Source organism: Gloeocapsopsis crepidinum LEGE 06123, from assembly GCF_015207655.1.
GTDB classification, from domain to species: domain Bacteria; phylum Cyanobacteriota; class Cyanobacteriia; order Cyanobacteriales; family Chroococcidiopsidaceae; genus Gloeocapsopsis; species Gloeocapsopsis crepidinum.
The window spans coordinates 23,964-49,930 of the sequence record NZ_JADEWN010000026.1 but is presented as its reverse complement, the minus strand read 5'-3'; the positions used below and the strand labels follow the sequence as shown (position 1 = coordinate 49,930).

The 25,967-nt window shown below is 40.2% G+C and carries 21 protein-coding genes; 8 read left to right on the top strand and 13 right to left on the bottom strand.

Going from position 1 to position 25,967, the window contains the following annotated elements:
- Nucleotides 1-6: 6 nt before the first annotated feature.
- From hisA to IQ230_RS12130, 3 genes are read right to left on the bottom strand one after another with little or no spacing between them, the layout of a single operon-like run.
- Entirely contained in the window at nt 7-780 is a 774-nt protein-coding gene (gene hisA / locus IQ230_RS12140; RefSeq protein ID WP_193932250.1) for a 1-(5-phosphoribosyl)-5-[(5-phosphoribosylamino)methylideneamino]imidazole-4-carboxamide isomerase, read from the bottom strand.
- Between the two features lie 46 nt (nt 781-826).
- The gene (locus IQ230_RS12135; protein WP_193932249.1) at nt 827-1,147 is read right to left on the bottom strand and encodes a DUF3593 domain-containing protein; all 321 of its coding nucleotides are present in this window, start codon (nt 1,145-1,147) and stop codon (nt 827-829) included.
- A complete protein-coding gene (locus tag IQ230_RS12130) occupies nt 1,144-1,488 on the bottom strand; it encodes a DUF2499 domain-containing protein (protein WP_193932248.1) in 345 nt (114 codons plus the stop codon). The genes IQ230_RS12135 and IQ230_RS12130 overlap by 4 nt, the downstream gene beginning before the upstream one ends.
- Before the next feature lie 150 nt (nt 1,489-1,638).
- Between IQ230_RS12130 and csaB the strand changes: the two genes are divergently transcribed.
- The 4 genes from csaB to IQ230_RS12110 all read left to right on the top strand — a co-directional run bounded on the left by csaB (nt 1,639) and on the right by IQ230_RS12110 (nt 6,979).
- Entirely contained in the window at nt 1,639-2,682 is a 1,044-nt protein-coding gene (csaB, locus tag IQ230_RS12125; RefSeq protein ID WP_193932269.1) for a polysaccharide pyruvyl transferase CsaB, read from the top strand.
- A 358-nt stretch (nt 2,683-3,040) separates the two neighbouring features.
- Entirely contained in the window at nt 3,041-3,217 is a 177-nt protein-coding gene (locus IQ230_RS12120; RefSeq protein WP_193932247.1) for a hypothetical protein, read from the top strand.
- A gap of 3 nt (nt 3,218-3,220) precedes the next feature.
- Nucleotides 3,221-4,012, top strand: coding sequence for a bacteriorhodopsin (locus IQ230_RS12115; protein ID WP_322742394.1), 792 nt, complete (start codon nt 3,221-3,223; stop codon nt 4,010-4,012).
- A 318-nt stretch (nt 4,013-4,330) separates the two neighbouring features.
- Nucleotides 4,331-6,979: a diguanylate cyclase gene (locus IQ230_RS12110; protein ID WP_193932245.1), complete on the top strand. Its 2,649-nt coding sequence runs from the start codon at nt 4,331-4,333 to the stop codon at nt 6,977-6,979.
- 72 nt (nt 6,980-7,051) lie between these two features.
- Here IQ230_RS12110 and IQ230_RS12105 read toward each other — a convergent pair whose 3' ends face one another.
- The 3 genes from IQ230_RS12105 to IQ230_RS12095 all read right to left on the bottom strand — a co-directional run bounded on the left by IQ230_RS12105 (nt 7,052) and on the right by IQ230_RS12095 (nt 9,874).
- On the bottom strand, nt 7,052-8,260 hold the full coding sequence (locus tag IQ230_RS12105) for a hypothetical protein (protein WP_193932244.1): 1,209 nt from the start codon (nt 8,258-8,260) through the stop codon (nt 7,052-7,054).
- A 252-nt stretch (nt 8,261-8,512) separates the two neighbouring features.
- A complete protein-coding gene (locus IQ230_RS12100; protein ID WP_193932243.1) occupies nt 8,513-9,073 on the bottom strand; it encodes a Uma2 family endonuclease in 561 nt (186 codons plus the stop codon).
- 27 nt (nt 9,074-9,100) lie between these two features.
- Nucleotides 9,101-9,874 carry a DUF3891 family protein gene (locus IQ230_RS12095; RefSeq protein ID WP_193932242.1) on the bottom strand — a complete coding sequence of 258 codons (774 nt, stop codon included), beginning with the start codon at nt 9,872-9,874 and terminating at the stop codon, nt 9,101-9,103.
- Nucleotides 9,875-10,194: 320 nt separating this feature from the next.
- On the opposite strand from IQ230_RS12095, the gene IQ230_RS12090 reads away from it, so the two are divergent.
- The 3 genes from IQ230_RS12090 (at nt 10,195) to IQ230_RS12080 (ending at nt 12,787) form a co-directional block, all read left to right on the top strand.
- Nucleotides 10,195-11,061, top strand: a complete 867-nt coding sequence (locus IQ230_RS12090) for a methyltransferase domain-containing protein (RefSeq protein ID WP_193932241.1) — start codon at nt 10,195-10,197, stop codon at nt 11,059-11,061.
- A 15-nt stretch (nt 11,062-11,076) separates the two neighbouring features.
- Nucleotides 11,077-11,793, top strand: a complete 717-nt coding sequence (locus tag IQ230_RS12085; RefSeq protein WP_193932240.1) for an HAD family hydrolase — start codon at nt 11,077-11,079, stop codon at nt 11,791-11,793.
- A 223-nt stretch (nt 11,794-12,016) separates the two neighbouring features.
- Complete coding sequence (locus tag IQ230_RS12080; RefSeq protein WP_193932239.1) at nt 12,017-12,787, top strand: SDR family oxidoreductase; 771 nt, start codon at nt 12,017-12,019, stop codon at nt 12,785-12,787.
- Between the two features lie 176 nt (nt 12,788-12,963).
- Here the strand turns inward: IQ230_RS12080 and IQ230_RS12075 are convergent, their stop codons facing one another.
- Both IQ230_RS12075 and IQ230_RS12070 read right to left on the bottom strand, forming a co-directional pair.
- A complete protein-coding gene (locus IQ230_RS12075; RefSeq protein WP_193932238.1) occupies nt 12,964-14,796 on the bottom strand; it encodes a S8 family serine peptidase in 1,833 nt (610 codons plus the stop codon).
- 302 nt (nt 14,797-15,098) lie between these two features.
- Nucleotides 15,099-17,849 carry a two-partner secretion domain-containing protein gene (locus IQ230_RS12070; protein WP_193932237.1) on the bottom strand — a complete coding sequence of 917 codons (2,751 nt, stop codon included), beginning with the start codon at nt 17,847-17,849 and terminating at the stop codon, nt 15,099-15,101.
- A gap of 167 nt (nt 17,850-18,016) precedes the next feature.
- Between IQ230_RS12070 and IQ230_RS12065 the strand changes: the two genes are divergently transcribed.
- On the top strand, nt 18,017-20,608 hold the full coding sequence (locus tag IQ230_RS12065) for a CHAT domain-containing protein (RefSeq protein ID WP_193932236.1): 2,592 nt from the start codon (nt 18,017-18,019) through the stop codon (nt 20,606-20,608).
- 59 nt (nt 20,609-20,667) lie between these two features.
- Here IQ230_RS12065 and IQ230_RS12060 read toward each other — a convergent pair whose 3' ends face one another.
- The 5 genes from IQ230_RS12060 to IQ230_RS12040 all read right to left on the bottom strand — a co-directional run bounded on the left by IQ230_RS12060 (nt 20,668) and on the right by IQ230_RS12040 (nt 25,958).
- Complete coding sequence (locus tag IQ230_RS12060) at nt 20,668-21,441, bottom strand: DUF928 domain-containing protein (protein ID WP_193932235.1); 774 nt, start codon at nt 21,439-21,441, stop codon at nt 20,668-20,670.
- Between the two features lie 302 nt (nt 21,442-21,743).
- On the bottom strand, nt 21,744-23,621 hold the full coding sequence (locus tag IQ230_RS12055; protein WP_193932234.1) for a sensor histidine kinase: 1,878 nt from the start codon (nt 23,619-23,621) through the stop codon (nt 21,744-21,746).
- Nucleotides 23,622-23,811: 190 nt separating this feature from the next.
- Nucleotides 23,812-24,489 carry a response regulator gene (locus tag IQ230_RS12050; protein ID WP_193932233.1) on the bottom strand — a complete coding sequence of 226 codons (678 nt, stop codon included), beginning with the start codon at nt 24,487-24,489 and terminating at the stop codon, nt 23,812-23,814.
- A 3-nt stretch (nt 24,490-24,492) separates the two neighbouring features.
- Entirely contained in the window at nt 24,493-25,206 is a 714-nt protein-coding gene (locus tag IQ230_RS12045) for a hypothetical protein (protein WP_193932232.1), read from the bottom strand.
- Nucleotides 25,207-25,529: 323 nt separating this feature from the next.
- On the bottom strand, nt 25,530-25,958 hold the full coding sequence (locus IQ230_RS12040) for a hypothetical protein (protein WP_193932231.1): 429 nt from the start codon (nt 25,956-25,958) through the stop codon (nt 25,530-25,532).
- Nucleotides 25,959-25,967: the final 9 nt, after the last annotated feature.

The window sequence follows — 25,967 nt, the reverse complement described above, 5'->3', positions numbered from 1 at the left end:
TGTCGCTTAAGCAAACGCTGAAAATCCTAAATCAGGTGGAATATCTTGTAATCTACCTTGTCCAACTGCTTGCACCGCACTTTTGAGCGAAATATCTCCAGTGTATAATGCACGACCAACAATTGCACCGATGACTCCTAACGGTTCAAGAGCCAGCAAACTCAATAAATCTGTAACCGAACTGACACCACCAGAGGCGATAATCGGAATTGAAATTTCTGTTGCGAGTTCTCTTAGCGCTTCTAAATTAGGTCCTGATAGCGTACCATCACGGTGAATATCAGTATAAATTATTGCAGCAGCACCCAATTCTTGCATCTGCGTTGCGAGTTGTGTTGCTAACACTTCCGATGTTTCTAACCAACCGTGCGTTGCAACTCTACCATTGCGTGCATCAATCCCAACAACGATTTGCCCAGGAAACTCTTGACATAAATCTGCGACTAATTGCGGTTGTTCAACAGCAACGGTTCCTAAAATCACGCGCTGTACGCCTAAGTCTAATAACTGTGCAACGCTAGTGGAATCGCGTAATCCTCCGCCAACTTGAATTGGTACGGATACCGCCGCAGTAATCGCCTCAATCGCTTCCAAATTCACAATCTTACCTTGCTTCGCGCCATCGAGATCGACAACGTGCAATCGCGTTGCGCCTTGTTCTACCCATTGCTGCGCTACGTCTGCGGGATTATCGTTGAAGACTTGCGATCGCGCATAATCTCCTTGATACAAACGCACGCATTTGCCTGCAAGTAAATCTATCGCTGGTATGACTTCCATAAGGGTAATTGGTAATTGGTAACTGGTAACTGGTAATGCGCTGTTATTAACTTTTAGCTTCTCTTTCTTTGATAGCTTGTCTGAAGCCTAGCACGACCAAAATATTCGATAGCGTTAAGAAAAATTCTGCACTCCCATGTAACCAATCAACGTTTGCTAATGATTCACCGTAGTGAACTTGAGCATAAATTCCTGCTGGAATTGTCACGCCAACAAATACCAAAGTACAGTAAAAGCCAATTAATGCTAAACGTGGCATTTGGGAAGTACGAGTGAGAAACCATAAGAAACCCAAGTAGGGAAACAATGATAAAGCAAATAAGGTTTCTTTGGAAGGATGCAAAAGAAAGGAGACGTCTTGAATCATAAGTTTGCCTTTTGGCTAACACTGGAAGTCACTTCAGAACTTTTCTTTTCTGTTGTAGAACGCCAAATTAACCATGCAGCAATTAACAGCGTGAAGTTACCAACAACAGTCATTGTCGCTTGAAGTGTTACTAACCACTCTAACGATTCTGCATTGTCGAAAAAGTGCCACGTACACGCACACATTGCACTCACAAGTGCAGGTAACATCGCCAGAGATAAAGCCCACCAGCTACGGTTACGAGTCACTTCACCGTATGTCCAAATTAACCAAATCGCGGCAATCCATTCAATCACGCTAGAAACGTGAATAATCCAAGTTGGAATTGAGAGGGCGTGCATAATGAGGGATGAGGGGCGAGGGGTGAGGGATGAGGGTAGCGATCAAATTGTATACAAGTGCTTTTTTATGGTACTGCTCAGATTTAGTTAATGACTGACAATCTCGGATAGAGTTTTTGTTAGGTTATCTGAGGTAATAACGTGGGTAAGATGCGGGCAGTTTTGTGTGGATACTATGGTAAGGGCAATGGTGGTGATGAGGCTTTATTAGCAACACTTTTGCAAATGTTACCAGATCATGTGACACCAATTGTACTTTCGGGTAATCCGCAGGAGACGCGCGATCGCTATCATGTGGAAGCGTGCGATCGCATGGGATTATTCAGCGTACTCCAAACTTTGCGCAAGTCGGATGCGTTTATTTGGGGTGGTGGAAGTTTGATGCAAGATGTGACGAGTGCGATTAGCCCTTTGTATTACGGCGGATTAATGACACTTGCACAAAAACTCGGATTAAAAACGATTGCTTGGGCGCAGGGAATTGGTCCTCTAAAGCGTAATACTACACAGGAGTTGGCACGACAGACATTTGAAAATTGTACTGCAGTGAGTGTCCGCGATCGAGGTAGTGCGGCTTTATTATCTGAATGGGGAATTCCATGTACTCTCGCCCCCGATCCAGTATGGGCGTTAGAGGCTTCGCCTGTACTTGGGTTATGGGATTTACCTGCACCTAGAGTTGCAGTCACATTGCGATCGCACCCCCAATTAACTGCAACTCGTCTTAGTAATTTCACCCGTGCTTTAATTGATTTTCAAAAAGCAACACAAACTTGTATTTTGCTCGTGCCTTTTCAGCAAAGTCAAGATTTAGCAATTGCTGAAGCGATCGCACCGCAACTTCCTGGAGTTTATAAAATTTTGTCTTTGCAAGATCCTAAAGCTTTAAAAGGCTTATTTCGAGGTGTTGAAATGGCGATCGGTATGCGCCTTCATAGTTTAATTATGGCTGCGGCTGAGGGATGTCGCTGTTTTGCCTTAAGTTACGATCCTAAAGTGAGTAAATTGATGGCAGAACTTGATATGCCAGGATGGAATTTAACTGAAATTCCTGATGAATATCATGTAATTTATAATACATTGCTTGAACATTATGCAAATGGTGATTCTCTTACTCCAGATCAAATTCAATCTTTAGTAGATCAAGCAACCATTCATCGAGATTTGCTACATCAAATTCTATTCGCAAGTTAATTGCACAGTAAGTTAACGCATTGAATATGAAATAGCTGCCCCGCTATATCATCTAAATCTAATCTTGTTAACCTGCCTGTGTATACTACTGTTATTAGCCTGTGTGTCAAGTCGTACTAATCTTATTAAGAATTTTAGTTTTATACTATACACATTCTTCAAAATGAAATATATCTTGAGATAGAGTTGGTTACATATTTATTAGAGATAATACTTTCAAGAGAACTTGAGCAATTGATGTTTTTTTGTTTTAATACTGCGACAAGTTAATATTCTACTAAATAAATATAGAATAAAAAATGTTTTTAAATAAAATATTTTATTACTTATTTTACTGTTCAGTTAATGAGGAGAATTAATGTTTGAGTTAGGAGTGCTGGCAACTTCCTTTATACAAAATTTGATGGCGCAGACTGTAGTTGTACCAGAAGGTACGATTATGGAAAACTTACTCACTTACTCGCCAGTACAGCACCAATTAATATCGCATTTATTAACACTTGGTGTGAGTGTGATGGCAGTAGGATTTGTATAATTTATTACAACTAACAGTCGCTCGTTACCGCGATTTCAACCATCATCGACGCTATCTGCTGTCGTCATGGTGTCAGCTTTCTTAATTCTAGGTTTGCAATTAGTAGAGTGGCTGTCAGCATTTGCCTTTGATGGAACAGTTTGGGGGCTGGGTGTTGGTACAGCAGGCAGATTTACAGAAAGCACGTTCTCGAATGGTTATCGTTACCTTAATTGGTCAATTGATGTACCATGTTTGCTAACTCAAATGTTATTTGTGATTGATGTTACGCCAGGACGTTTCCGCAAGCTGCGGTTTCGCTTCATCACTGCTGGTTTATTAATGATTTACACAGGATATATCGGACAGTACTTTGAAATTACAAACACTGGTTGGTTTCTCTTTTGGGGTGCGGTAAGTACCGTTTTTTACGTTTACATTCTCTATATGATGGGGAATTTGATCTTCAAATCACGTGAAAATTTACCTCGCCAAGCCTATAAAACTATGGGGACAATTTGGTGGTTAATCTTGATTTCTTGGACGCTTTATCCCTTAGCCTACTTGGTACCTTGGGCTTGGAAGGCTTTTCCCGCATGGGGTGCGTGGGCAGCTGTAACGCGACAATTTCTCTACACGATGGCAGACATTTTTTCTAAAGTAGTTTACGGCGTATTGCTATCGAGTGTGGCACAAATCCGTAGTGCAGCAGAAGGCTACGAACCAGCAATTCAAGTACAAATTGACGGTGGTGGTGCTAGTCGCGAGTATATTGAAAGAAATGCTCATCCTAAGTCAGATAGAATTAAGTCATAGGAACATTTTTAGTGTTACTTGCACTGTCCAAGACAAATTCTGTTGTGGAAATTGAGATCTGCGATCGCCACTGCGTACTCTGCAAAGCATAAGACTATCTGTAATTTTTTGCTGAGAAATTTTAGTGAAAGGTGTTGATAAAAGCTAAAATGCGGGAATAATTGACCAGGGTGCTGATTGATAAGTCATTCTAGAGAACACATCTTCATAGATGTGCGATCGCTTTGGGCATTGCGCTTTGCGCAATCATCAAATTGATGAGTCATTGCATAGGTATTGATTTCAGGTTCCCCATCAATCACATCCAGAGTTAACGCAGTGCAAAGCTATTCTACGCGCACGAGTGAGCAAATCAAAGTCGAGATTGAGGCAAAACTAGGCTTTTTCCCTCCCTTCTTTAGTCCGGCACAACAGAATCCCTACATCTTAGAAAACTTGTGGCAGCAAACTCTCAGTGCCTATCTCGACAATCCTTTACCAACTTTATTTAAGGAAAAGCTGTCTGCATACCTCTCTCGCTATTGTAGTGTTCCTTACTGCATGGTATGCCATAGCTGCTCCTTATACTCATTAGGGATGAAAGCACGAGAAGTCTTAATATTGCTAGAATCGCCACCTCCTCTGGAAGAAACCGAGATTGAGCATCATTTTCGAGTGCTTGTCAACGCAACGAATAACTTAACACGCTTGTCTTTTGATTCTGCAATTGAAGAAAGTCTCATTTACTGTTCAGCATTCATTTTTTTAGGAAAAGACACTTCTGGGTATGACCAAACTCAGTTGCGGCGATTATTAGGTTTTGAAAATTATCAATACTTAGTCACATTAATTGCTTATATCAAAACCTGTCACACTTGGATGGAAGCCCACCCCGAAGTAGCGTATGGATACGCAGCAGATCAGCGAGTACAAAACTATCTTTCTTTACTCATAGACGAAGAACCTAATTTAGCAAACTTTTTGCCGCAATACCAAGCACGAATTCGACGCGAGTCGCAAACTCAACTAGAATGTCTTGCTGAAATTGCCAAGAGCAACCAAAATCAAGCGTTACAACGTATCAAAGCAGTTGAAGTCGCTAACCAAGAACTCAAAAGCGAAATTATTAACTATAAACAGACATTAGATGCATTAGCACAAACCGAGGAGGCGCTGCGAGAAAGTGAAGAGCGCTTTCGGAGCGCGTTTGACTATGCAGCAATTGGGATAGCATTAGTAGCACTAGACGGCACCTGGCTAAAAGTCAATCGCGCCATATGTGAGATTGTCGGTTATTCAGAGTACGAACTACTTGCAACTAATTTTCAAGCGATTACGCATCCAGACGATCTCGATATCGATCTTAATTATGTTCGCCAAATGTTAGCGGGCGCGATTCGCACCTATCAGATGGAAAAGCGCTATTTCCACAAACTAGGGCATATCGTCTGGATTCTTTTAAGTGTTTCGTTAGTTCACGACGCTAATGGTAATCCGTTGTACTTCATTGCGCAAATTCAAGACATTACAGCGCGTAAACAGGCATTAGATGCACTGCAAGAAAGTGAGGAACGTTGGCAACTGGCTTTACGTGGTAACAATGATGGCATTTGGGATTGGAATGTCAAAACAAATCAAGTGTTCTTTTCGGCGCGGTGGAAGGAAATGTTAGGCTACCAAGAGCAAGAAATTGCGAACCATTTAGATGAATGGGCATCTCGCGTGCATCCCGACGATCTTGGTTGGGTTACACAAGTTATTCAAGATCATTTTGCTCAGAAAACACCTTTTTATATCTCTGAGCATCGCGTACTGTGCAAAGACGGCACTTATAAATGGATTTTAGATCGCGGTCAAGCATTATGGGATGAAGCGGGCAAGCCAGTGCGAATGGTTGGTTCACACACAGACATTACACAGCGCAAGCAGGGAGCAGCAGCTTTACAGCAAGTCAACGAGCAACTCAAGAACTCAGTGGCTTATTTAGAACAACGTAACCGCGAAATTGCTCAACTTGCGGAAATGAGTGATATTTTCCAAGCATGTCTCACAGTTGAGGAAGCTTGTCGGGCGATCGCTGCTCAAATGCCACAGCTATTTCCTGAAATAACAGGTGCGATTTTTTTGCATAATGCACCACAAAATTTATTTACAGCCGTGACTGCGTGGGGTTCAGCACCACTATCTAGCCATAACTTGTTTGCATCAAATGATTGTTGGGCGCTACGGTGCGGGCGATCGCATTTTGTGAATGATGCCTGTAGCGGTTTACTATGCAAACACATCAATCATAACCAATTCCCTGCCGAGTCACTCTGCATACCAATGGTGGCGCAAGGTGAAGCACTAGGTATGCTGTATTTAAATTCGCTAGAATCTGGACAATTAACACAAGTTAAGCAACAGCTTGCTTTAACAGTAGCAGAACGAATTTCGCTTTCTTTGGCAAACGTAAAACTTCGCGAAACACTACACAATCAAAGCGTTCGAGATCCACTGACAGGGTTATTTAATCGTCGTTACATGGCGGAATCACTCGAACTAGAACTTTATCGCTGCGATCGCCAACAGCAACCACTAGCACTGATCATGCTCGACATTGACTACTTTAAGCGCTTTAATGATACGTTTGGTCATAAAGCGGGCGACCTTGTTTTACAAAAATTAGCTCAAGTTTTGCAAGACTCTATCCGTAAATCAGATGTAGCCTGTCGTTACGGAGGTGAAGAGTTCACGCTGATTTTACCAGAGACAACTTTGGAAGTTGCGTGTCAGCGTGCAGAGCAACTCCGGCAAGAAGTTAAACTGCTAAAACTCCAGTACAATCAGCAGTTACTTAGTAAGATTACTCTTTCTCTAGGAGTTGCCTGTTTTCCAGAAAATGGTCATACTCCAGAAGAACTCCTTCGTGCTGCGGATGCTGCATTATACCGTGCTAAAAAAGAGGCACGCGATTGCGTTGCTTGTATGCGATCGCAACCCTTTTGAATGTGAAAAAAAGCAACAATGAGCACAGCAGGTGTAATCATTGCTGAAAGAATTGCCAGCACCAATTTGTCATTAAAACTGATAAGAAACTCCTATAGAAAGTACTGGATACACGCCAAGCCAACTGACGTTATCTTCAATATCTTGTTCTTCCTGGGCGATCGCATCCTCTAGTAAATTATTTAATATAGGAATTCCGCCAATAAGATCTGCACCTGGACCTGTTGCTTGCAAATCTGCTTGTGGTGAACCTGGAAATAAAACACCTAAATCGATATTAAAGCTGAATGCACTACCGCGGCTCACAGGATTACCATAACCAATGCCAATATAAGGTGCAATTGTGTTAGGAAATGTTAATGAACCCTCAAGTTGACCAACTACAGCTAGCGGAAATTCAATACCACCAATTTCTAAGACTTCAGCCGGACGCGCGATCGCATCAACTCGATTGTTTTGATAGATTAAACCTCCAGTCACTCGAAAACCACTTGTACTTGAAGGAAACCAATCAAGCATTCCAGTAGCGTTTAGTAGTTGTAAATCACCGTCATAATCGATGTTACTTTCGGTAAATCCATCACTAAAACCTAAGTAATTAAATCCTAGTCTGCCATTCAAATTGGGTGAAATCGCACCAACACCCTCAATCCCAACACCCAAAGTACTAACTTTACCTCCTAGTGCAAAACCACTCCGCACAGGTGCTTCTGGTGTGAGTGCTAATCTTTCTAATAAACGTGTTTCTAAGTTTTGTCGTTCTGATTGCGATAGTCGTTGTATTAGCTGTTGTTGTGTTTGTTGTTCGGACGTTTGTTGGTAGCCAGCGCAGCGTGAATTTAGGGGAAAAGTGCGACAAAGTGTGTCTAAATCAACTTCACCTATCAATAACTGCTGTTCTAAACTATTTTCTGCTAACAAATCTACTGCATTATAGGAAACTTCTACTTGCTGAGAACTTGTAATGTATGCAGATTGATATTCATGATTTACATTGTTGTCATTAAAATTTGGCAGTTGATCTAATTCTGTAGTCGTAAAACTATTTTCATTTACAAACTGATTTGCAAATACTGTTGTGGTATTCTGCTCTAATTTAACTTCCTGAAAATTATACTGCCAGTTATCTAAGCGATCGCCTGGCTTTAAATCAGTCAAATTTGCTGTACTTACACTATTTTCAGCTAGTACTTTTTGTGGTAATACAGCAGTTGATAAAAAGAATGTTAAGATGGTTGTACTGAAGAGTCCCAATTGTGCCACATCTTTACTTTGTGTCATATTTCGTATTCCGTTATACCTATTATTTGTCTTTTTAACTGATATAACGTTCCAGTTCATCTAGCATAGTAAATACTACTGAAGAATTACTTAAAATAGAAATTAAGCTAAAAATAGCTATAGATTACCATAAGTCAGAAAATCGCTGGGGTTTTGCTAGTACTTGAAGAAAGCATCTCTAAAGCGTCAATTCTTAAGATATCTATGCAAGTTTAAATTTTCTATTCAATTAGTTAAAATCAAAACTATTTTCTATATTTTTAACCAGTTAAATAACACTTCTACTTTAAGTTGCAGTTCTAAAAACTCAGCTACAGGAAGTAAATCATCTGCCTCCTCAAAATAAATTGGTTGTTTTCCTGATGGATAAACTACAACTGATTTCTCATCCGGATCAATTAGCCAACCTAATTTACAACCATGTGTTAGACAATGTAGAATATTGCTAATTACTTTGGTTGGGCTTTGGTCAGGAGAAAGAATTTCAATTGTCCAATCTGGAGTAGATGTAAATACATTAGCAACATCTCCATTTTCATCAACAGGTATACGTTCCCAACTAAATACAGCAACATCAGGTACTATTGATCGTCCACCAAAGGTACAGCGTAATTCTGGAAAGGCAAGTGCAATCTTTTGAGGCTCAGCTATCTCATTGATAGTAGTAACTAACTTACCTTGTAACTTACTATGCTTTCCTTGGGGCATAGGTTTTTGAATAATTTGACCACTGATATACTCGCTAGCTGGTTTAGTCTCAGGTAGCTTGAGGAACTCTTCTAGAGTCAGGGCTTGTGTTGGTAGTTTTACCATGAGCGATCGCTTTTATTAAAAATTTGATCAAGCGGGAATTAATCTATTAACAATACTTACCCACGTTGCATTTTCTAATGCATTACGCATTGCGGTTTCATCTACAAACTTTTCTTGTAGTAGTCGCCCTTCATAGACAAGGGTTACTTCATTTTGTTCAAATACCCAAGGATTTACTTTTATTATGTCATTCTCCATAGGAGTTAAAGTAAGTGTCATTTCACCTGATACTGTAGGGACTTGATGAAATTGTCTCTCTTCGCGTAGCCCCATACATAAAGTCAGCGAAAGCGTATCCCAAAGCGCAACTAGAGAACGGTTACGATCAATAATTTCTGGAGTAGCATAAGATGCATAATGTGAGTCGTTCTTTAGGTTAGCAATCAACTGTTCTTGAAAATCATATTCTTGCTCTAAATAAGCTTTAACTAACCGAGAAGATGCGGGTGATTCTTGCCAATTACGGAAACGCTCAAATAGTCCAGTACCATGAAGTGAGACAAGAAGGGTTGCATACCTACCAAATGGTAACGCTAATTTTTTGGCACCTGACCAAATCTGCGTATGTATCTCAGTTGGCAATTCCATGAAGTTGTGGGGGTAGCCTGTTTCAAAATTCAAAGTGGGTGCAGTTTCCCATACTACCCAGCCGATATCGTGCTGTTCAGCTGCAAGACAAACTTCTTCTCTAGGAGTAAAACCACATTGTTCTTCCCACATCCTTGCTAGACAACCAGCAATCCAAGAATGTGTAGGTTGAGTAATTGCAACAAGTCCTGCTGTTTCTTGGCGATGTAGCATGATTTGATCCTTTGAGTAGATGATAAACTTATTGTCTGATTAGATAGGCATAATATTTATCATTTTCTAGTTTCATTTAAGTTAATACTAGTATCATTTTCGTTAGGTAAAGTTAATAAAAAATGCATCACCCAAAAGAAGGAAATGTACTCTTTATAATTGAGTTGAATATTTCATGTAAAAATCTAAAACTTATATAATTAGTGCTAGAAATTATGCTGACAATTAGAGCAGTTCTTTGCAGTTATATATTACAATTTGTAAAGAAAGGGGATAAACCTTGATGCGATCGCCATCTACGCTTATTTAGATTAACTCCTATGCCCAGGCAAGATACCATTTGGGAACGTTTTCTCTCACCTATTGTCCGTTCCTTCATTAACGAAAAAGAGTTGCGGCAATTTTATGAGAGTATTGATTGGCAGCAAGAAGCAGTAAGATTTCAGCGAGCGGATGTAGAAACACCTTTATACTACAGCAGTCAAAACTTCCACGGCATTGAGCGAGGCTATCTCAATCCTGGTGCAGCGGTATCCTACGATCCGATTACGCAATATGTGTTGCCACCAAATGAAACCCTGATACGTCAGGGACTAATTGACACAATTCAAAGTCATCCACGACGAATTCTTGATTTAGGCTGCGGTACTGGCTCAACAACACTAATGCTCAAACAGGCATTTCCTTCCTCTGAAGTGATTGGTTTAGATTTATCACCGTATATGTTAGTGATGGCGGAGTATAAGGCAAAAACTGCAAATTTAGATATTCAATGGCGGCACGGTAATGCGGAATGTACAGGATTCCCTGATGCTAGTTTTGATGTAGTCACAGCTTCGTTACTGTTCCACGAGACACCAGCAGCTGTTTCTCAAACCATTTTGCAAGAAAGTTTTCGATTACTCACTGTAGGTGGCGAGGTATTAATTTTAGACGGAAATCAAAAAACACTCCGTCAACTAGATTGGCTCAATAATGTATTTGAAGAACCGTACATCCGTGACTTTGCAGCAGAAAGTGTTGATGCTTGGATGGGTGCAGCAGGTTTTGAGGCTGTGCAAACAAAAGATTTATGGTTCATTCATCAAGTCACTCGCGGCGTGAAGCCAATAACACAAAAGGGAAGAGTTAGCGATCGCACTGAAGAAGACATTCCGCTTGAAGGGTGGATACCTTCTCCAGCTTAGTTGAGGCAGTGCAGTATGACTTTAAAAGCGATTTTGTTTGACTTCAATGGTGTGATTATTAACGATGAACCCATTCACCAGCAACTCATCGATCAAGTTTTAATTGCAGAGAATCTGCGCCCCAAGCCAGGAGAGTATCGCCAAGTTTGTTTAGGACGCAGCGATCGCGCTTGTATTCGTGAATTATTGCAGCGTCGAGGTCGAGTTGTCAGCGATGAATATCTCACTCGAATTATTCAACGCAAAGCTGAAGCATATCAACAAGAACTAGAAAAACTAGAAAAGTTACCAACATACCCAGGATTAGAAGATCTCATTTTTCAAGTGCGATCGCATCATCTCAAATTAGCAGTTGTCAGTGGCGCATTGCGTTCTGAAGTGGAACTTGTTTTAAATCGTCTTGGTTTAACTGAATACTTCTCTATCATTGTTGCCGGCGATGACATCACGACAAGTAAACCTGAACCAGATGGTTATCTCCTTGCTGTAGAAAAACTAAACGAACTAGAACCCGATTTACAATTACAGCCTACAGAGTGTCTTGCAATTGAAGATACCCCAGCCGGAATCACCGCAGCTAAAAGTGCTGGAATTTCTGTTGTTGGAATAGCAAATACTTATCCGTTTCATATGTTGCAAAGACAAGCTAACTGGGTTGTCGATTACTTATGCGATCTAGACCTAGAATACGTACAGCAAGTTTACACTAACCGAAATCAGTTGGTGGCTTAGGAGCGAGTGCGAATCAGTTAGAGTCGTGAAGTGTTGAGTGCTGAATTATGAGTTTAAAAGAGTTGAGAAACTTCAATTCAAAACGTGCTAACGCACCGCTACGCTAACAAAACTGAGAACTCAAAACTCTTTAGGATTCAACACTCTTGAAACTTTGCTCATATAGCCCCGACTATAGTCGAGTCGAACGGCGTTTTTAGTTACTACATGGAACTGACATAATATGGCTGCAATTCAAGACAAAATTGTTCTCATTACAGGAGCAAGTAGTGGAATTGGAGCAGCTTGTGCTAAGGCTTTTGCTCAAGAAAAAGTAAAATTGATACTTGTAGCCCGTCGTTTAGAGCGCTTAGAGGAACTAGCCAGTGAACTTAAGCAAGCTACTCAGGTTCATTGTTTGTCCTTAGATGTGTGCGATCGCTCCTCAGTAGAATCAGCACTGAAATCTCTTCCTGAACCTTGGATAAATGTTGATATTTTAATTAACAACGCCGGTTTAAGCCGAGGTTTAGACAAACTGTACGAAGCCGATATTCAAGACTGGGAGGAGATGATTGATACTAACATTAAGGGTTTGCTCTACATGACTCGCTTACTTGTACCAGGAATGGTTAATCGCGAACAAGGACATATCATCAATATTGGTTCAATTGCCGGACATCAAGCTTACCCAGGTGGTAGCGTCTATTGTGCTACCAAAGCAGCGGTAAGAGCACTCTCAGAAGGTTTAAAGATGGATTTACTCGGTACTCCTATACGTGTTAGTTCGATAGATCCTGGTATGGTGGAAACTGAGTTTAGTCAAGTTCGCTTTCATGGAGATGTCGAGCGAGCAAAGAAAGTCTACCAAGGAATAACTCCTCTTACTGCCGAAGATATTGCTGATATTGTCTTGTTCTGTGCCAGTCGCCCGCCACACGTTAACATCAGTGAATTAGTCGTTTTAGCAACAGATCAGTCTAGTGCAACTTTAGTTCATCGCCGTAGTGAGTAGCGAGTATGACTAAAGTGTTCATTCATCCCAGATTTCACATTATTATTATTTTGTAGCGTAGGAATAGGTTGTGAAGATAGTAAGCGAGAACCACTAAATTGAATGAAAGGCAACTACTAATAAGTGCGATCGCGCTTCCCAATTTCAACATTGTCACAAGCTTTTGATTCTATATTCTATGCGGTACCTCGTCCAATTGCCATTGCGCGTCGGACAGCAGCATCAGCATTCACAAATCCATGACCATACACTGGATCGTAGCCTCTTGCACCTAAATCAAAAGCTGTTTGTGATAATATTTGCTTGATTCGGGTAGCAGAAAGATTGCGATTAGCACTCCATACTAAAGATGCGACACCTGCGATGTTTGGGGCTGAGGCTGAAGTACCATTAAACCCAGAAGTGCTTCCTGTTCCCCAGTAGCTAAATTGTCCATTGAGATCGGCATAAGGGGCAATGACCTCTGATGGTCCCATCAAGGTAAGTCCAGTTCCATACTGAGAACCCCAGAACCAGGGATATGAGATGCGATCGCCTGGTGTGGTTGCACTATTGTTTGCATCACGAGTACCCCAAGAAGCACCTACTGCGATGACATTGCTATAAATTGAAGCTAAGTTAGCAGGGTAAGAAATACTATTGATATCACTGTTACCAGAGGAAATAACAAACAAAGCATTTGATTGATTGTTAGCAATTAATTGCTCAAATGCAAAATCACGACCTCCCCCTCCCAAACTCATATTAACGATCAGCTTTCGCCCCCGACTATTAGCTTGAGTAATCATGACTTTTGTAGCTTCAGCTAAGTTGTAATCTGCTTGATCTCCGCCTAATACATCAATATTAAGAACAGGAGAATTCCAGTTGATGCCACTTATTCCCATGCCATTATTACTTCTCGCTGCAATAATGCCTTGAACTGCACTACCGTGAGAAGTGTAATAGTCTCCGCCTGTAAACTCATCGCGGTAGTTATTACCAAATCTAATAGTATTGCCTGCGCGTAGTTCAGGGTGGATATTACCATTGTTATTAACTCCCAACCCTGTATCTTGAACGCCAATCACGACATTTGTGGAACCTTTAGTAAAGTGCCAAGCATTATGCACGCCCATCATATGCAAATTCCACTGTTGATTAAACAAAGGATCATTAGGTCTGACAAAGCGGTTAATTGTCCGATCTGCAAAGCGAATGCGATCAATTCCTTCAAATAGAATTTGATTGCTATTGTTAAGTGTAATTGCATCAAATACACGCACACCGTTTCCAGGGTTATAAAGCACCCCTCCTCCATTAGCATTGGCAAGATTTAATCTAGTTGTAGTTGAGGAAATGTTAGCAAGACCAAGATTCAGTGTGTCTAATCCTCCACTACCAAAATCCACATTGCCATTGCCAGAAATAACTGTACGATTAAACCCAGATTGCCAAGTAAATGTATCTGCGCCTAAGTTTCCTAAAACAGTACGGACACCATTGACAATTGGCGTAGCAGATATGCTAAGTCGGTAGTTTGTGTTGCCACTGTGCTGGAAGATCTTAACATAGTAAGTCCCTGTATTTAGGATGCTGTCTATCCATTCTGATGTTGTGCCAGAAGCATTAGAACATCTAATGCGCGTACCACTACCATTAAGCAATTCGACATTAACATCTGCGGTTAAACCGTTTAGAGATAAGTTGAAACTACTATTACTTGCTAAGTTAAAGCGATAAATATCAGAAACATTACTATTGCCGACAAAATCAGTGAGGGTAAACGGACGATTGAGAGTGCCAAGATTATACGCTGTATTCAGACTACTTCCAGGATCAGGTGCAAGTGGTGTGACTGAATTTGAGAAACTAGAACTATACGATGTTCTATTGTTTGATGGTGGATCGTCAAATTCTGGTAAGATTCCTGATTCGATGACTCTAGATGTTGAACGTAATTTGTCTAAAGACTCATTAGCACTAGTAATAGAAAAATACTCACTGTTTCGACGAGAGCTAGCTAGCATTTTTGTTTTCTCTATAAAATTATTTTGACTTCTGCATCGAGTAGCTGGTTTTAAAGAACATAAATATTAATTTGTCTTTCTTTTTACCCATACCTCAAAGCAGCGTTAAAAGTTTGTATATATATTTTAAAAATACAAAAAAGTGCAGGTATATTATTGTATTTTTGTGTAAATTTAATTGTCAGTAGACATTGCTACCGCAATCTTCCGTAATATTCTCGACAGAATAAATGTAAATTAAGAATGACTAACGGGCGTGGGCAGGCAAGATGCCTACCCTACATTTAATATTCAATTTCTGATTACAAACACTCGCGACTCAATAGTAATCGTCCATTTGCCAATCGATAGACTCCTTGCGGTTCTACGATAGGATCGCCTAATTGCCAAGGACGGGATGACGTATTATTAGGAATTGATCGCACAGTTCCTGTAGGATATGTAGATACAGAATCTCCTGGGCGCAATGGTAAGCCACCCGCACCTGTAACTAAGAAATTTCCTCCTTGCTGAGGACTGCGGGCGATACAGCTATTGGCAATTAAAGTATCAGTATTGATAGGGTTTTCTGGCAAATCTGTCAGACTATTTTGGATAAAACTGACATCAGGTACTGTGACAACTCCAGCTACAGCACCACTCGCATTGACATCAGCACGGTTGTTACCTTCTAAGTTATCTGGGTTAGTGTTAAATGCAGCAGGTTGAAAGTTTTCGGCAAAGAACACAGGTGTATTCAATATAATATTGCCACCTTGACCATCGCGGGCAAAAGCTAAAATATCGCTGACATCAAAAGCCAAGACAGAGTTAGCACTTAAGGCAATATTACCTCCGCCACCTTCCCCACTAGCAACATTAGTACGAATATCACTGTCACCATGCAAGCGAATATCTCCAGCAACAATATTGATAGCACCACCAATGGATTGACTAGCAGAAGTAGCAATATCACTATTATTAGCCTCTACAGATTCATCAGCACGAATACTAATATTTCCTGCTATACCAGTTCCAAGGCTTTGAGCAGAGATTTCAGCGCGATCGCTTAAAAATAAATTTCTTGTGCCTAAATTAATAGTACCGCCACTACCTGTAGAATCTGCATCTGTACTTGCAAATAAGCCACTAGCAGAACCTTCATTATTCACAACATCCCTACCAAAGCGCTCAAATCGTTCAGAAAAGCTGGGATCGTTACCAGATAAAGTAATACTATCAGTTGCAGTTAGGGTAATATTTCCTGCTTTACCGCGATCGCGACTTACTGTTAAAACTTGTCCACCACCAGTAGCGGTAAAAGTATTTACATTGAGTGTGATATTACCACCATCGCTAGAGTTAAGAGTTTGAGCGTTGACGATCGCACCATTGCGTACTTGCAAGCTTCTTGTATTGATAGTAATGTTTCCACCCGATCCAATCGCGCCTTTTTCTGTACTTGTGAATAGTCCACTCGAAAATCCTTCTGTTGGTAAGAGTTTTAAAGGATTGAAAGGGCTAGTAATGGGAAGTTGTACTGAACTAATACCAACCAGATCTACAGATTCACTTGCATTAATGCTGATATTACCTCCCTTACCCTGTCCGCCTGGAATTTCTCCTTGTTCTCGAAATACCGCTGCTTGTACTTGCGAACCATTTGTTAAAGAGAGCGATCGCGTTTGAATATTGATATCACCACCATCACCGACTGCGCCTGATGACACACTACTCAAGATTCCACTCGCGTTATCCAGCGAAACATTGTCAGCTTGTACAAATATACTGCCAGCATTTCCTTCACCGAAAGTATTGGCAACAACTTGCGCACCATCGTTTAAAAATAAATTTTCTGTTTCAATACTGATACTTCCAGCATTACCATTTGCTCCAATGTTCACAGTACTCAAAATTCCACTACGTTCGCCGTTATTAAATCCAGCAACAGTCACAGTATCGCGGGCATCAATTTTTATGTTTCCTCCATCACCTTGTCCAACAGTTGCAGCACCAATTTGCGCTCCTTCTGTAATAGATAGCGACTCAGTTTTAATATAAATATTGCCACCACTACCAGTAGAATTGGGAGTGACAAAGTTACCAACTAAGCTAAATTCTCCTAAAGTAACTTGCCCTGACGCGTCAAGTGTAATATCTCCTGCTTGAGTATCAATAGATCCTAAATTAGGTTGTATGCCTGCTGATAAGAAACTTGCTCCTAAAAGATTGATATCTCTAGCGTTGATTTCAATACTACCTCCACCTTCTCCCGCTACACCGATTCCTGCTGCATTTGTTAGTAATACATCTGCTCTTGCTACATCACGAGGAAAATTCAAATCCAAATTACCACCATTAATCGTTAACTCTACTTTTCCTTCTCCAGCTAATCCTCCTATCTCCACTCGACCGCTTGGAGCAAACAATCTTCCACCATCAATAGTCACATTTCCACCTAGGAATATCAAGCTGTTACTCCCAGGTACTTGAAGAAAGCTTGTCGATTGATAAATAAAGGAATTCGGTGCAATTTGATTAAAAAGAAACGCTGAAGGATTAACTGATAGAAGTGAAATAGAAGTAGGATTAGCAGTATTAAAAAAACCTTGATTGCCGAACTGAACAGCATTTGCTGTTGTCGTGACAAACGATCCTTGAACATCCAGGATTGCCTCTGAACCAAAAATAATTCCGTTGGGATTAATTAAAAATAAATTTGCATTACCTAGTACACCGAGAAGCCCTAAGATACTAGAAGGATTTTTTCCAGTTACTCGACTTAAAATGTTTTCAATTCCTGCAGGGTTACTAAAGTAAGCTTGGCGTCCTGCATTAACATTGAATTCTTGGAAACTATGAAAGAGATTGATTCCACGAGTTGCACCGCCTGTAACGAAATCAATAGGTACAGGGTCAAATGACGTAACGACCGACTTTTCACTTTCTAGCGTTTCATCTGGGACAATTTGTGCTATTGCTGGTAAAACACAGAGGATTTTTCCGATAATTCCTAATACTAATAAGTTTCTGATTAACTGTGAATAAAAAATAATCCTACTATAAATTGTCATAAGATGTATTGACTTGGATACTTTTTATAAAAAATTAAGGAGTGAGCAGATCAATAGCTATCGGTTAGTGATAGATATAATACGAGCGTCAAAAAACAGCAAGCAAATTTAATCTTAAATAAAAAGAAGTTCACTTTTATATCAGAATTTAATAGTGGAGATATCCAATGCGACAACGCCGCAAAGCTCGTTATTACTTCATATTAATTATGCTTCTGAGTAGCCTAACTTGCTTGTGGTGGGGTAATATGCCTTTACTTGCTCAAGTACCCTATGCACATCAATTTGTCCAGCAAGGAATTGAACGTTATCAAGCAGGAGACTATAACGGCGCGATCGCACCTTGGCAAAGAGCGTTAATCTTATATCAAAAAGCTAAAAATAATCAGCAAGAAGTAGCAATAGTAGCAGAAAATTTAGCCCGAACTTATCAACAACTCGGTCAAAGTAACCAAGCAATTCAATACTGGGAACAAGCGATCGCCTACTATCGCCCGATTGATCGACAACAAACAGGAAGACTCCTCACCGAACAAGCCCAATCTTATAGCAGTATGGGGCAAAACCGTCAAGCGATCGCGCTGTTATGTGGTGCAGTACAATCAAATCAAGAATGTCTTCCACAAACAGCAGTTAGTATTGCGCGATCGCACAAAGATTTGCTAGGAGAAGCCGCAGCTTGGGGAAGTTTGGGAGAAGCTTATCGCATTCGTGGTGATTATTTGCAAGCAATTGACTATCTGCAACATAGCTTAAAAATCGCTACAGAGATCGCTAGTTTTCAGTTGCATATCTCTGCTTTGAATAGCTTAGGTAATACTTATAGTAATCTTGCCCAAGTTAGCGATCGCGCTTCAAAATCTGCTGAAAGACTTGGGGAAAGCGAACAAGCAAATCAACTACGACAACAAGTAGTAAGTCACACTACTAAAGCTGTAGAATTTTTTCAAAATAGCCTTAAGGTCGCACAGCAACAAAACGATCGAGTAAATCAAACTCGTGCTTATATCAATTTAATTCCATTATATTATCAGCAAGAAAACTTTATTGCTGCCGCACAAGCAAATCAACAAGCACTTGTACTATGGCAGCAACTCCCCGACAATCGCAACAAAATCTATACAGCAATTGACCTGGCTAAACGACAACAATCAAGTACAAATTCACCTTTAGAATGCCTGAATGTAGGAGTTCAACCAAATGCGATCGCATTGCTAAAACAAGCTACTAGTATTGCCCAAAAAACTCAAGATAATCGTGCATTATCCTTTGTAGTTGGTGAACTTGGTCATATTTACGAATGCCGTAAAGACTACACACAAGCATTAAAACTAACTCAACAAGCACGGTGGGCAGCCGAACAAGACAAAGATAGTCTTTATCTTTGGGAATGGCAAACTGGCAGAATTTATCAAGCACAAAATCAAAAGCCAGCAGCAATTAGTGCCTATGAAAAAGCAATAACAACTATTGAAACAATTCGCGACGAAATTCTGACAGCTAACCGCGATTTACAGTTTGATTTTCGAGACACTGTTGAACCAATTTATCGTGATTTAATTACGCTGAAACTAAATGATGTTCCACCATCTGTTCTACTATCGGCAACAGATGCAAATACCAAAAATCTTACTTCCGTACTCACAACAGCAGATTCACTCAAACTTGCAGAACTCCAAAACTATTTTGGTGACGACTGTGCTTTAACAGTTGTTAATCCACAGGGAGTAGATATCGGTAGCATAGATAGAAATACCGTAATTTTTAGTTCTTTGGTGTTAGATGAGCGTACGGCAATTATTGCTAGTTTTCCCAATGGTGATAAAAAAGTTACTTGGTTAGATAAAGATAGCGAAAGCCTACGAAAAGAAATCAACGAATTTCGTTTGGGACTTGAAAGCTTTTTTGATGATTATAATCCTCAACCTGCACAGAAAGTTTATGATTGGTTAATTCGTCCTTTTACAGCTGAATTGGAACAAGCACAAATTGATACACTTGTTTTTATTCAGGATGGAATTTTACGTAGTGTGCCAATGGCTGCGTTGCATGATGGAGAGAAGTTTTTAATTCAAAAATATGCTGTGGCCACAACTCCTGGTTTAAGCTTAACTGAGTTGAAAGCCTCTAATCCACAAAATTTACGCGCACTTGCGTTAGGATTAACCGAAAGAGTTGAAATTGACGGTCAAGAATTTGCCCCACTACCCTATGTCCAACAAGAAATTGGTGAAGTTCAAGAACATTTAAAAGGCAGCACACCTTTATTAAACGAAGAGTTTAACCGTACGCGCTTGCAACAAGAGTTGAGTAGCAACACTTATCCAATTATTCATATTGCTACTCATGGAGTATTTGGTACTGTTCCAGAAAATACGTTTCTTGTCACTGGAAATCAGGAGAAGCTAACAATTACCGAACTTGATAGGCTGATCCGCAGTACTACCAAAAGCACAGAACCTATTGAACTTTTGACTTTAACGGCTTGTCAAACTGCGATCGGAGACGATCGCGCTGCTTTAGGTCTTGCAGGGGTTGCAGTCCAAGCAGGTGCCAAAAGTGCTTTAGCATCGCTATGGTCGATTGAAGACGCTGCAACTGCACAAGTAGCCGCACAATTTTATGAAAGCTTGAAAGAGTCTAGAATGAGCAAAGCACAAGCTTTACAAACAGCCCAATTATCACTGATTGAACAAGGTGGTATATATACTCATCCAGCTTACTGGGCACCATTTATTCTCATTGGCAATTGGTTGTAGTTAATTCTGATACATACTCATAAAATGTGGGGTAGGTATCTTGCCTGCCCTCAGACAGCTTAATACAAGTACGATGTATTTTGTTGTCGTTCTAGCTCGATAATAGGTCTGATGCGACTACTGTATTTGACTGTGTGTGCATCACTAATATCTTCTAACTTAGCTAAATCTTCTAATAAATCTAGCTCAAGCCTTTGTTGCGTATTTGTAGCAGTTAAAGCTGTACTTAGGGCGTCGTACCATAAACCTGCACTTGCGTAGAGATGGGATCTTTGTTGTGGGATATTAGTTGTTGCCAGTTTGCTTGCCAACTCATGTGGTGTTGCGACAACATCGAGATCTGCACCTGTGACTAAAGCGCTAGAAGGACGATTTGGATTGCACAAGAGAACAACTTGCCAATGATATCTTTGTCCAGCTACCAGTGGTGTATCAAGTGGTAGAGAAAAGGACATGATCCCGCGATCGCTTTGTAATTGAATCTTTTGGATGAGTGTGCGATCGCCGCTTACTTCATATCTATAAAGCCGAAATTCAAGCGGATAAGATTCTGTATCAGGTACAAACCACGCAAAAGTTGGATGAGAAGAAACTGTTTGTCCGGTATGCTTTTGAGGCGCAAGGGCTGTTAATGTTGTTTGTTTATCTCCGCGACATCCCCCTGTTCTCGTCACTGTACTAGTTGTCCTAGTTGTGGGAGGTTTTTGGTCAGCAGGTGGTCTGTATTCAGCAAGAACAGTGTTACCTAGAACTAAAGAGTAAACCAAAATACAACTTGTGACTAACTTGCTATCAATGCGTTTTGTGAGAATTTTAGTAAGTTTGCTTAACATAATAGATTCTTCAACGCTTCAGTTTCACAATATGAGAGAAATATTTCAATTTCATCGGTGCTTTATGTTAAAGAAATAGCAGATTCGAGCTAACGCAATGACAGAAAAATACAAAATGAGACTTAAGTGGCTAGTGGCTAGAAGAGGGGTGAGGAGCACTCTTGCGAGGAGTGAGTGAACTTAGTGGCAAGTAGAAGAGTGAAAGAGTTTTGGAAAGCGAACAAAGGTGCCGGAGGCAATTATTAAAAGAATTTTCTTAACTCAACACATACGGGTAAGGCATACCTTACCCCCTCATAACTTTAACTAAACCAAGACTTTTTAGTACGCCAAGTTAATTCACATATTGTACCCTCAGGAGATGATTGGCGGTGAAACTTTCCGCGTAGTTGTCGGGCAAGCTGCATTGCTTGTTTGGTTCCGCGACCTTCAGAAGATACACTGGAATTTGAACCGTTGTCTTTGACACGCACAATACATTGATCTTCTTTTTGCAGACAATCAGTTCTTAAGCGGGTAACTCCCTTGGCGTGTTTACCAACGTTGCATAAAGCTTCTTCCAAAAATTGACACAGGCTACGTTTTTGCTCAATGCTAAGATGTCGTTCGTCAATTGGTTCAAAGTTGGGTATCTTCAGTTGAAGTGTTCTGTAGCAGGGAAAGTCACGTTCGAGAGTTTGGCTGTAAACTTGGTATAAAGTTTCGTGTAAAGGGGCATTTAAGTTAATTTCTTGCCCACTGCCAATACGTAAACTGTGTTCTTGGGTTTGAACTTCTCTTTCAAGAGATTCGTAAACTTCCCTTAATTCACTATCAATCTGTGTCAATTTCGAGATTAATTCATCTTGATGTATCTCGCGATCGCGAGATTGTTTAATAAGTAATTTCAGCGTTTGTAAAGGTCCATTGTGGATAGTAGTATAAGTGTGATTAATTGTTGATTGACGTTCATTCAGGCGCGATCGCATCGCGCGGTCGTATTGATAGAAAGCCGTGAGTCCTACACCATTTAGAACTAAAACAAGTACTGTAGGAACAACAGGAATCCACAACCCCCACCATATCAACAGTACATAACTCGCACCCACAAGACAAATGCTTGCTATCCCAACACCGATAAAGTTTTTGTGTGGTGCAAGTGGCAGCCATCCTAAGATAATGCCGACAATACCCCAGCCCATAATCCATAAATATTCCCATCCATCTGCCCAAGTCCAAATAAGCGATCGCCCATCAAGGACTGTACTAATAATTTGACTCACCGCATGGGCTTGAACCTCGACTCCATAAATCTCTCCAGGTGCGGAATGACTGCTGGCGATCGCCGTAATATTGAAAACATCTTTGGCACTAGGAGTAGTCATGCCGATAATAATGATGCGATCGCGCAACCACGCAGGGTCAAAATTCCTACTTTTGACATCATTAAGAGATAAGGAATGAAATGGGTTTTGACTATTACGATAGTTCAGTAGAATTTGCAGTCCACCTGCATCTGTTCTGACATATCCACCAGAATACGGATGTATTTGCGGCAGTTCAACCGCACCAAACCGCATTGTTTTCACATCGCGAATGCCGTTTTCTAAACTTATCCCTTCAGAAGCTAAATAAGCTGTTGCTAGACGTAGAGTTAATGAGTGCTTATAGTCTTGACGATCTTGTGGATTTGGCATTCCTAGCAAGCTACGCCGCAAACGTCCATCATTATCAAACACCGCATCAATAAACCCAATCTGCACTGTAGATATGATTGGTGGTGCAATTGTCTCTGGTAGTACCTTCTCAACGACAAAAAGGTTTTTACTCTTCTCAAATACAGCAGTGAGTTCCTGATGACCTGGTTCAACAGGGTGATCTCTTACAATATCTAAACCAATTGCTCTTGGTTGATATTCTTGTAATGTATCAATTAATAAAGCCAGTTCGCGATCGGGAATTGGGTATGCTTTTAAGCTTTGGATATCTGCTTCATTAATACCAATGATTGTAATTCGGTCATCAACTTCTTCTGTTGGACGCCAACGCAGGAAACTATCAAAAACTAACCACTCGTGATATTGAAAAAACCCTGTTAAACGTACAAAAATGATTAATCCCAAAAAAGTGAATCCTGGTAGCGCACCAATTTGCCAGCGTGCATATGTATCAAGAATTTTTTGCCAAACAGCGCGTTTCACTGAACTCTACCTTTCTTCCAAGTTTTGAGTTTTGAGTTGATCCCATTCACAATTCACCATGTATAATTCTGCATAGTGATAAGTTAACTTCATAAAATGTGTGTAGGCAGGCAAGATGCCTACCCGACTCAGTATTCATTTTTTTTATTAGCTATAATTTAATTGCTAACTGCTAAATGCTAATTACCGATTAATCAATTAATCCTGCTTCTCTGGCACGTTTTTCAGTTTGAATGCGGATATTCTTTTTGCCTTCATCAGGATAGACATCAAGTACGTCTTGAACTTTCGTCCAGTAGTGGCGCACAGTACGATCTGATACCAACATTCGTTTGGCAATTTCCTTATCTTGTAATTCTTCTTCAAAGGCGAGTTGCAATAGTGTCAGCCAGTCTTGTTTAATTTCTAATCCACTATGTATAGCTTTTAAGTCTTTCGTATAGGTCAAACCTTGTAAAGCCCAGTCCACTCGCTTTAACATTTCTTTGGTAGAAAGACTTTTATCTGCTACAGTGAAGCCTCCTTGATGAGCATCAATGGCAGGTTTGATGCGTACTAAAGCTTTCATATAACTACTTTGGACTGTAAAATTCAGTGTAGGATATTGCTGCATTAATGTCTTGAGTAGTTGAATACCTACATCAGATTTATCATGTTCCCCCACCTTTTCTGGAATCGAAAGATCCATGACCACAAGATCGGGTTTGAAACTGGGTAATTGTTCTAGTAATTGTTGTGCAGTTTGTGCTGTGCGAATTTCTGCTTCTGGATAGTGTTGTTTGAGAGCATAAATTGTTCCATTAAGCACAGTTTCGTGATCGTCAATAACAAGAATTTTTTGCTTTTGCTGTAATAAATTATTGCTCATAGCTTAACTCCTTTTAGGCGATCGCCAGCGAAAATATAACGTTTCGGTGAGATTTTTTCTGCGACAGAAGCACTGTCCAGAAGTGAGGAAGCTAAAGGTTTGTTTAAGATACTTCAGTTCTTTTAAATTGGAACAAAGTAGAAATGTTTGAACATCAGGGTAGGAAATTGCAATCGCTAGCTCATTGAGTTCGTATTGTAGTGGAATCAAGCTAATTTCTAGTGAAATTTTTGTTAAATTTTTTACTGAGAGCATTCTCAGTAATTCGTCTAATATTTGGAGAATAATGATGCTGCGATCGGGGATTTCGTCCCGCCACACCTTTGGTAGTTGTGACTTAATGTTAAGTTGAGTGTTTTTTGCTTGCCACGATTCGATCAGGAATTCAATGGCTAAGGGTAGACTGTATTCTATATGAGGAGGAGCAAGGCGATCGCCTAAATGAGCTAAAGAATGATGTAGCAGTTCAACAGTTTGTATCCACTCTCGACTACTTTTAGCAGTTCCTAGTTCAGTAATTGAGCGCTCGATACTACGGCGCATACAGCATGATTCTTGTAGTAAACTGCCCCTAATTTGTTCAGCTTCATTAGCAAGCTTAATTGATTGACTGTAAGACCACCACTGCAAAGCTTTTTGAGTTTTCAAGTAAGATGCAATTAACCAGATGGCACTACTAAAATAAAGTAGTGACAAAACAATATCTTGAAAAGTCACAATTGATACAGCAATAAATAGAAGAATATACAAAGCTTGCAAAACGCTAATTTTCTATCTTTATAGCGTTAGCTCATAGACGAATAATTAGTACATTACTCAAGCATTCTTCTAAAGTAATTGAAAGCAACTGATATCTGCACTAGTGTAAAGTGCTAATGTGCGTTCATTAATGAGACAGGTTAATTGCAGAAAACTGCAAACCGTCATATCAATAACAGGCAGGGCAGGCATCTTGCCTACCCCACCCCAGTCATATTTGATTTATATAAACCTACGCAAACAAGTACTGGTATTGTCAACACAGACATAAAATATTTTTGCTAGTTACCTTGATTAGGAATACCAAGAAGGCGATCGCGAATATCTGCAAGTTGTGCTTGTGAATTAACAGGCGATCGCGGTGCAGGAACTTCAGTGTTAGGCCAAGTCGGTAAATCATTACAGGGACAAGACAGTGAAGGAACTCCTACACTAGGAATTGGTACAGGCATAGCACAACGGGCGCAGGAATTCATCTCCCAAGCAGGCGTCAGTAGTTCAGCAATCGATTGTTCTGTACCTTCTAGGTAGGATTCATTTAAATCCAATGCTTTTAGTTGTTGCCAACAATTTTCAAATTCTTGGCTATACTGACCGCTTTGAATCACAAGTTTTGGCTTGATAACTTGTTGAGTGTTGTTTACTATAACTCTCTTACCTAGTTGAAACCAGTAGGCAAGATATTGTCTCACTTCTTGTTCTGATGCCATAACAAAGAT

Coding starts and splice junctions, on each gene's coding strand:
- hisA (WP_193932250.1), bottom strand. CDS start 780: ATGGAAGTCATACCAGCGATAGATTTACTTGCAGGCAAATGCGTGCGT.
- IQ230_RS12135 (WP_193932249.1), bottom strand. CDS start 1,147: ATGATTCAAGACGTCTCCTTTCTTTTGCATCCTTCCAAAGAAACCTTA.
- IQ230_RS12130 (WP_193932248.1), bottom strand. CDS start 1,488: ATGCACGCCCTCTCAATTCCAACTTGGATTATTCACGTTTCTAGCGTG.
- csaB (WP_193932269.1), top strand. CDS start 1,639: ATGCGGGCAGTTTTGTGTGGATACTATGGTAAGGGCAATGGTGGTGAT.
- IQ230_RS12120 (WP_193932247.1), top strand. CDS start 3,041: ATGTTTGAGTTAGGAGTGCTGGCAACTTCCTTTATACAAAATTTGATG.
- IQ230_RS12105 (WP_193932244.1), bottom strand. CDS start 8,260: ATGACACAAAGTAAAGATGTGGCACAATTGGGACTCTTCAGTACAACC.
- IQ230_RS12100 (WP_193932243.1), bottom strand. CDS start 9,073: ATGGTAAAACTACCAACACAAGCCCTGACTCTAGAAGAGTTCCTCAAG.
- IQ230_RS12095 (WP_193932242.1), bottom strand. CDS start 9,874: ATGCTACATCGCCAAGAAACAGCAGGACTTGTTGCAATTACTCAACCT.
- IQ230_RS12090 (WP_193932241.1), top strand. CDS start 10,195: ATGCCCAGGCAAGATACCATTTGGGAACGTTTTCTCTCACCTATTGTC.
- IQ230_RS12085 (WP_193932240.1), top strand. CDS start 11,077: ATGACTTTAAAAGCGATTTTGTTTGACTTCAATGGTGTGATTATTAAC.
- IQ230_RS12080 (WP_193932239.1), top strand. CDS start 12,017: ATGGCTGCAATTCAAGACAAAATTGTTCTCATTACAGGAGCAAGTAGT.
- IQ230_RS12075 (WP_193932238.1), bottom strand. CDS start 14,796: ATGCTAGCTAGCTCTCGTCGAAACAGTGAGTATTTTTCTATTACTAGT.
- IQ230_RS12070 (WP_193932237.1), bottom strand. CDS start 17,849: ATGACAATTTATAGTAGGATTATTTTTTATTCACAGTTAATCAGAAAC.
- IQ230_RS12065 (WP_193932236.1), top strand. CDS start 18,017: ATGCGACAACGCCGCAAAGCTCGTTATTACTTCATATTAATTATGCTT.
- IQ230_RS12060 (WP_193932235.1), bottom strand. CDS start 21,441: ATGTTAAGCAAACTTACTAAAATTCTCACAAAACGCATTGATAGCAAG.
- IQ230_RS12050 (WP_193932233.1), bottom strand. CDS start 24,489: ATGAGCAATAATTTATTACAGCAAAAGCAAAAAATTCTTGTTATTGAC.
- IQ230_RS12040 (WP_193932231.1), bottom strand. CDS start 25,958: ATGGCATCAGAACAAGAAGTGAGACAATATCTTGCCTACTGGTTTCAA.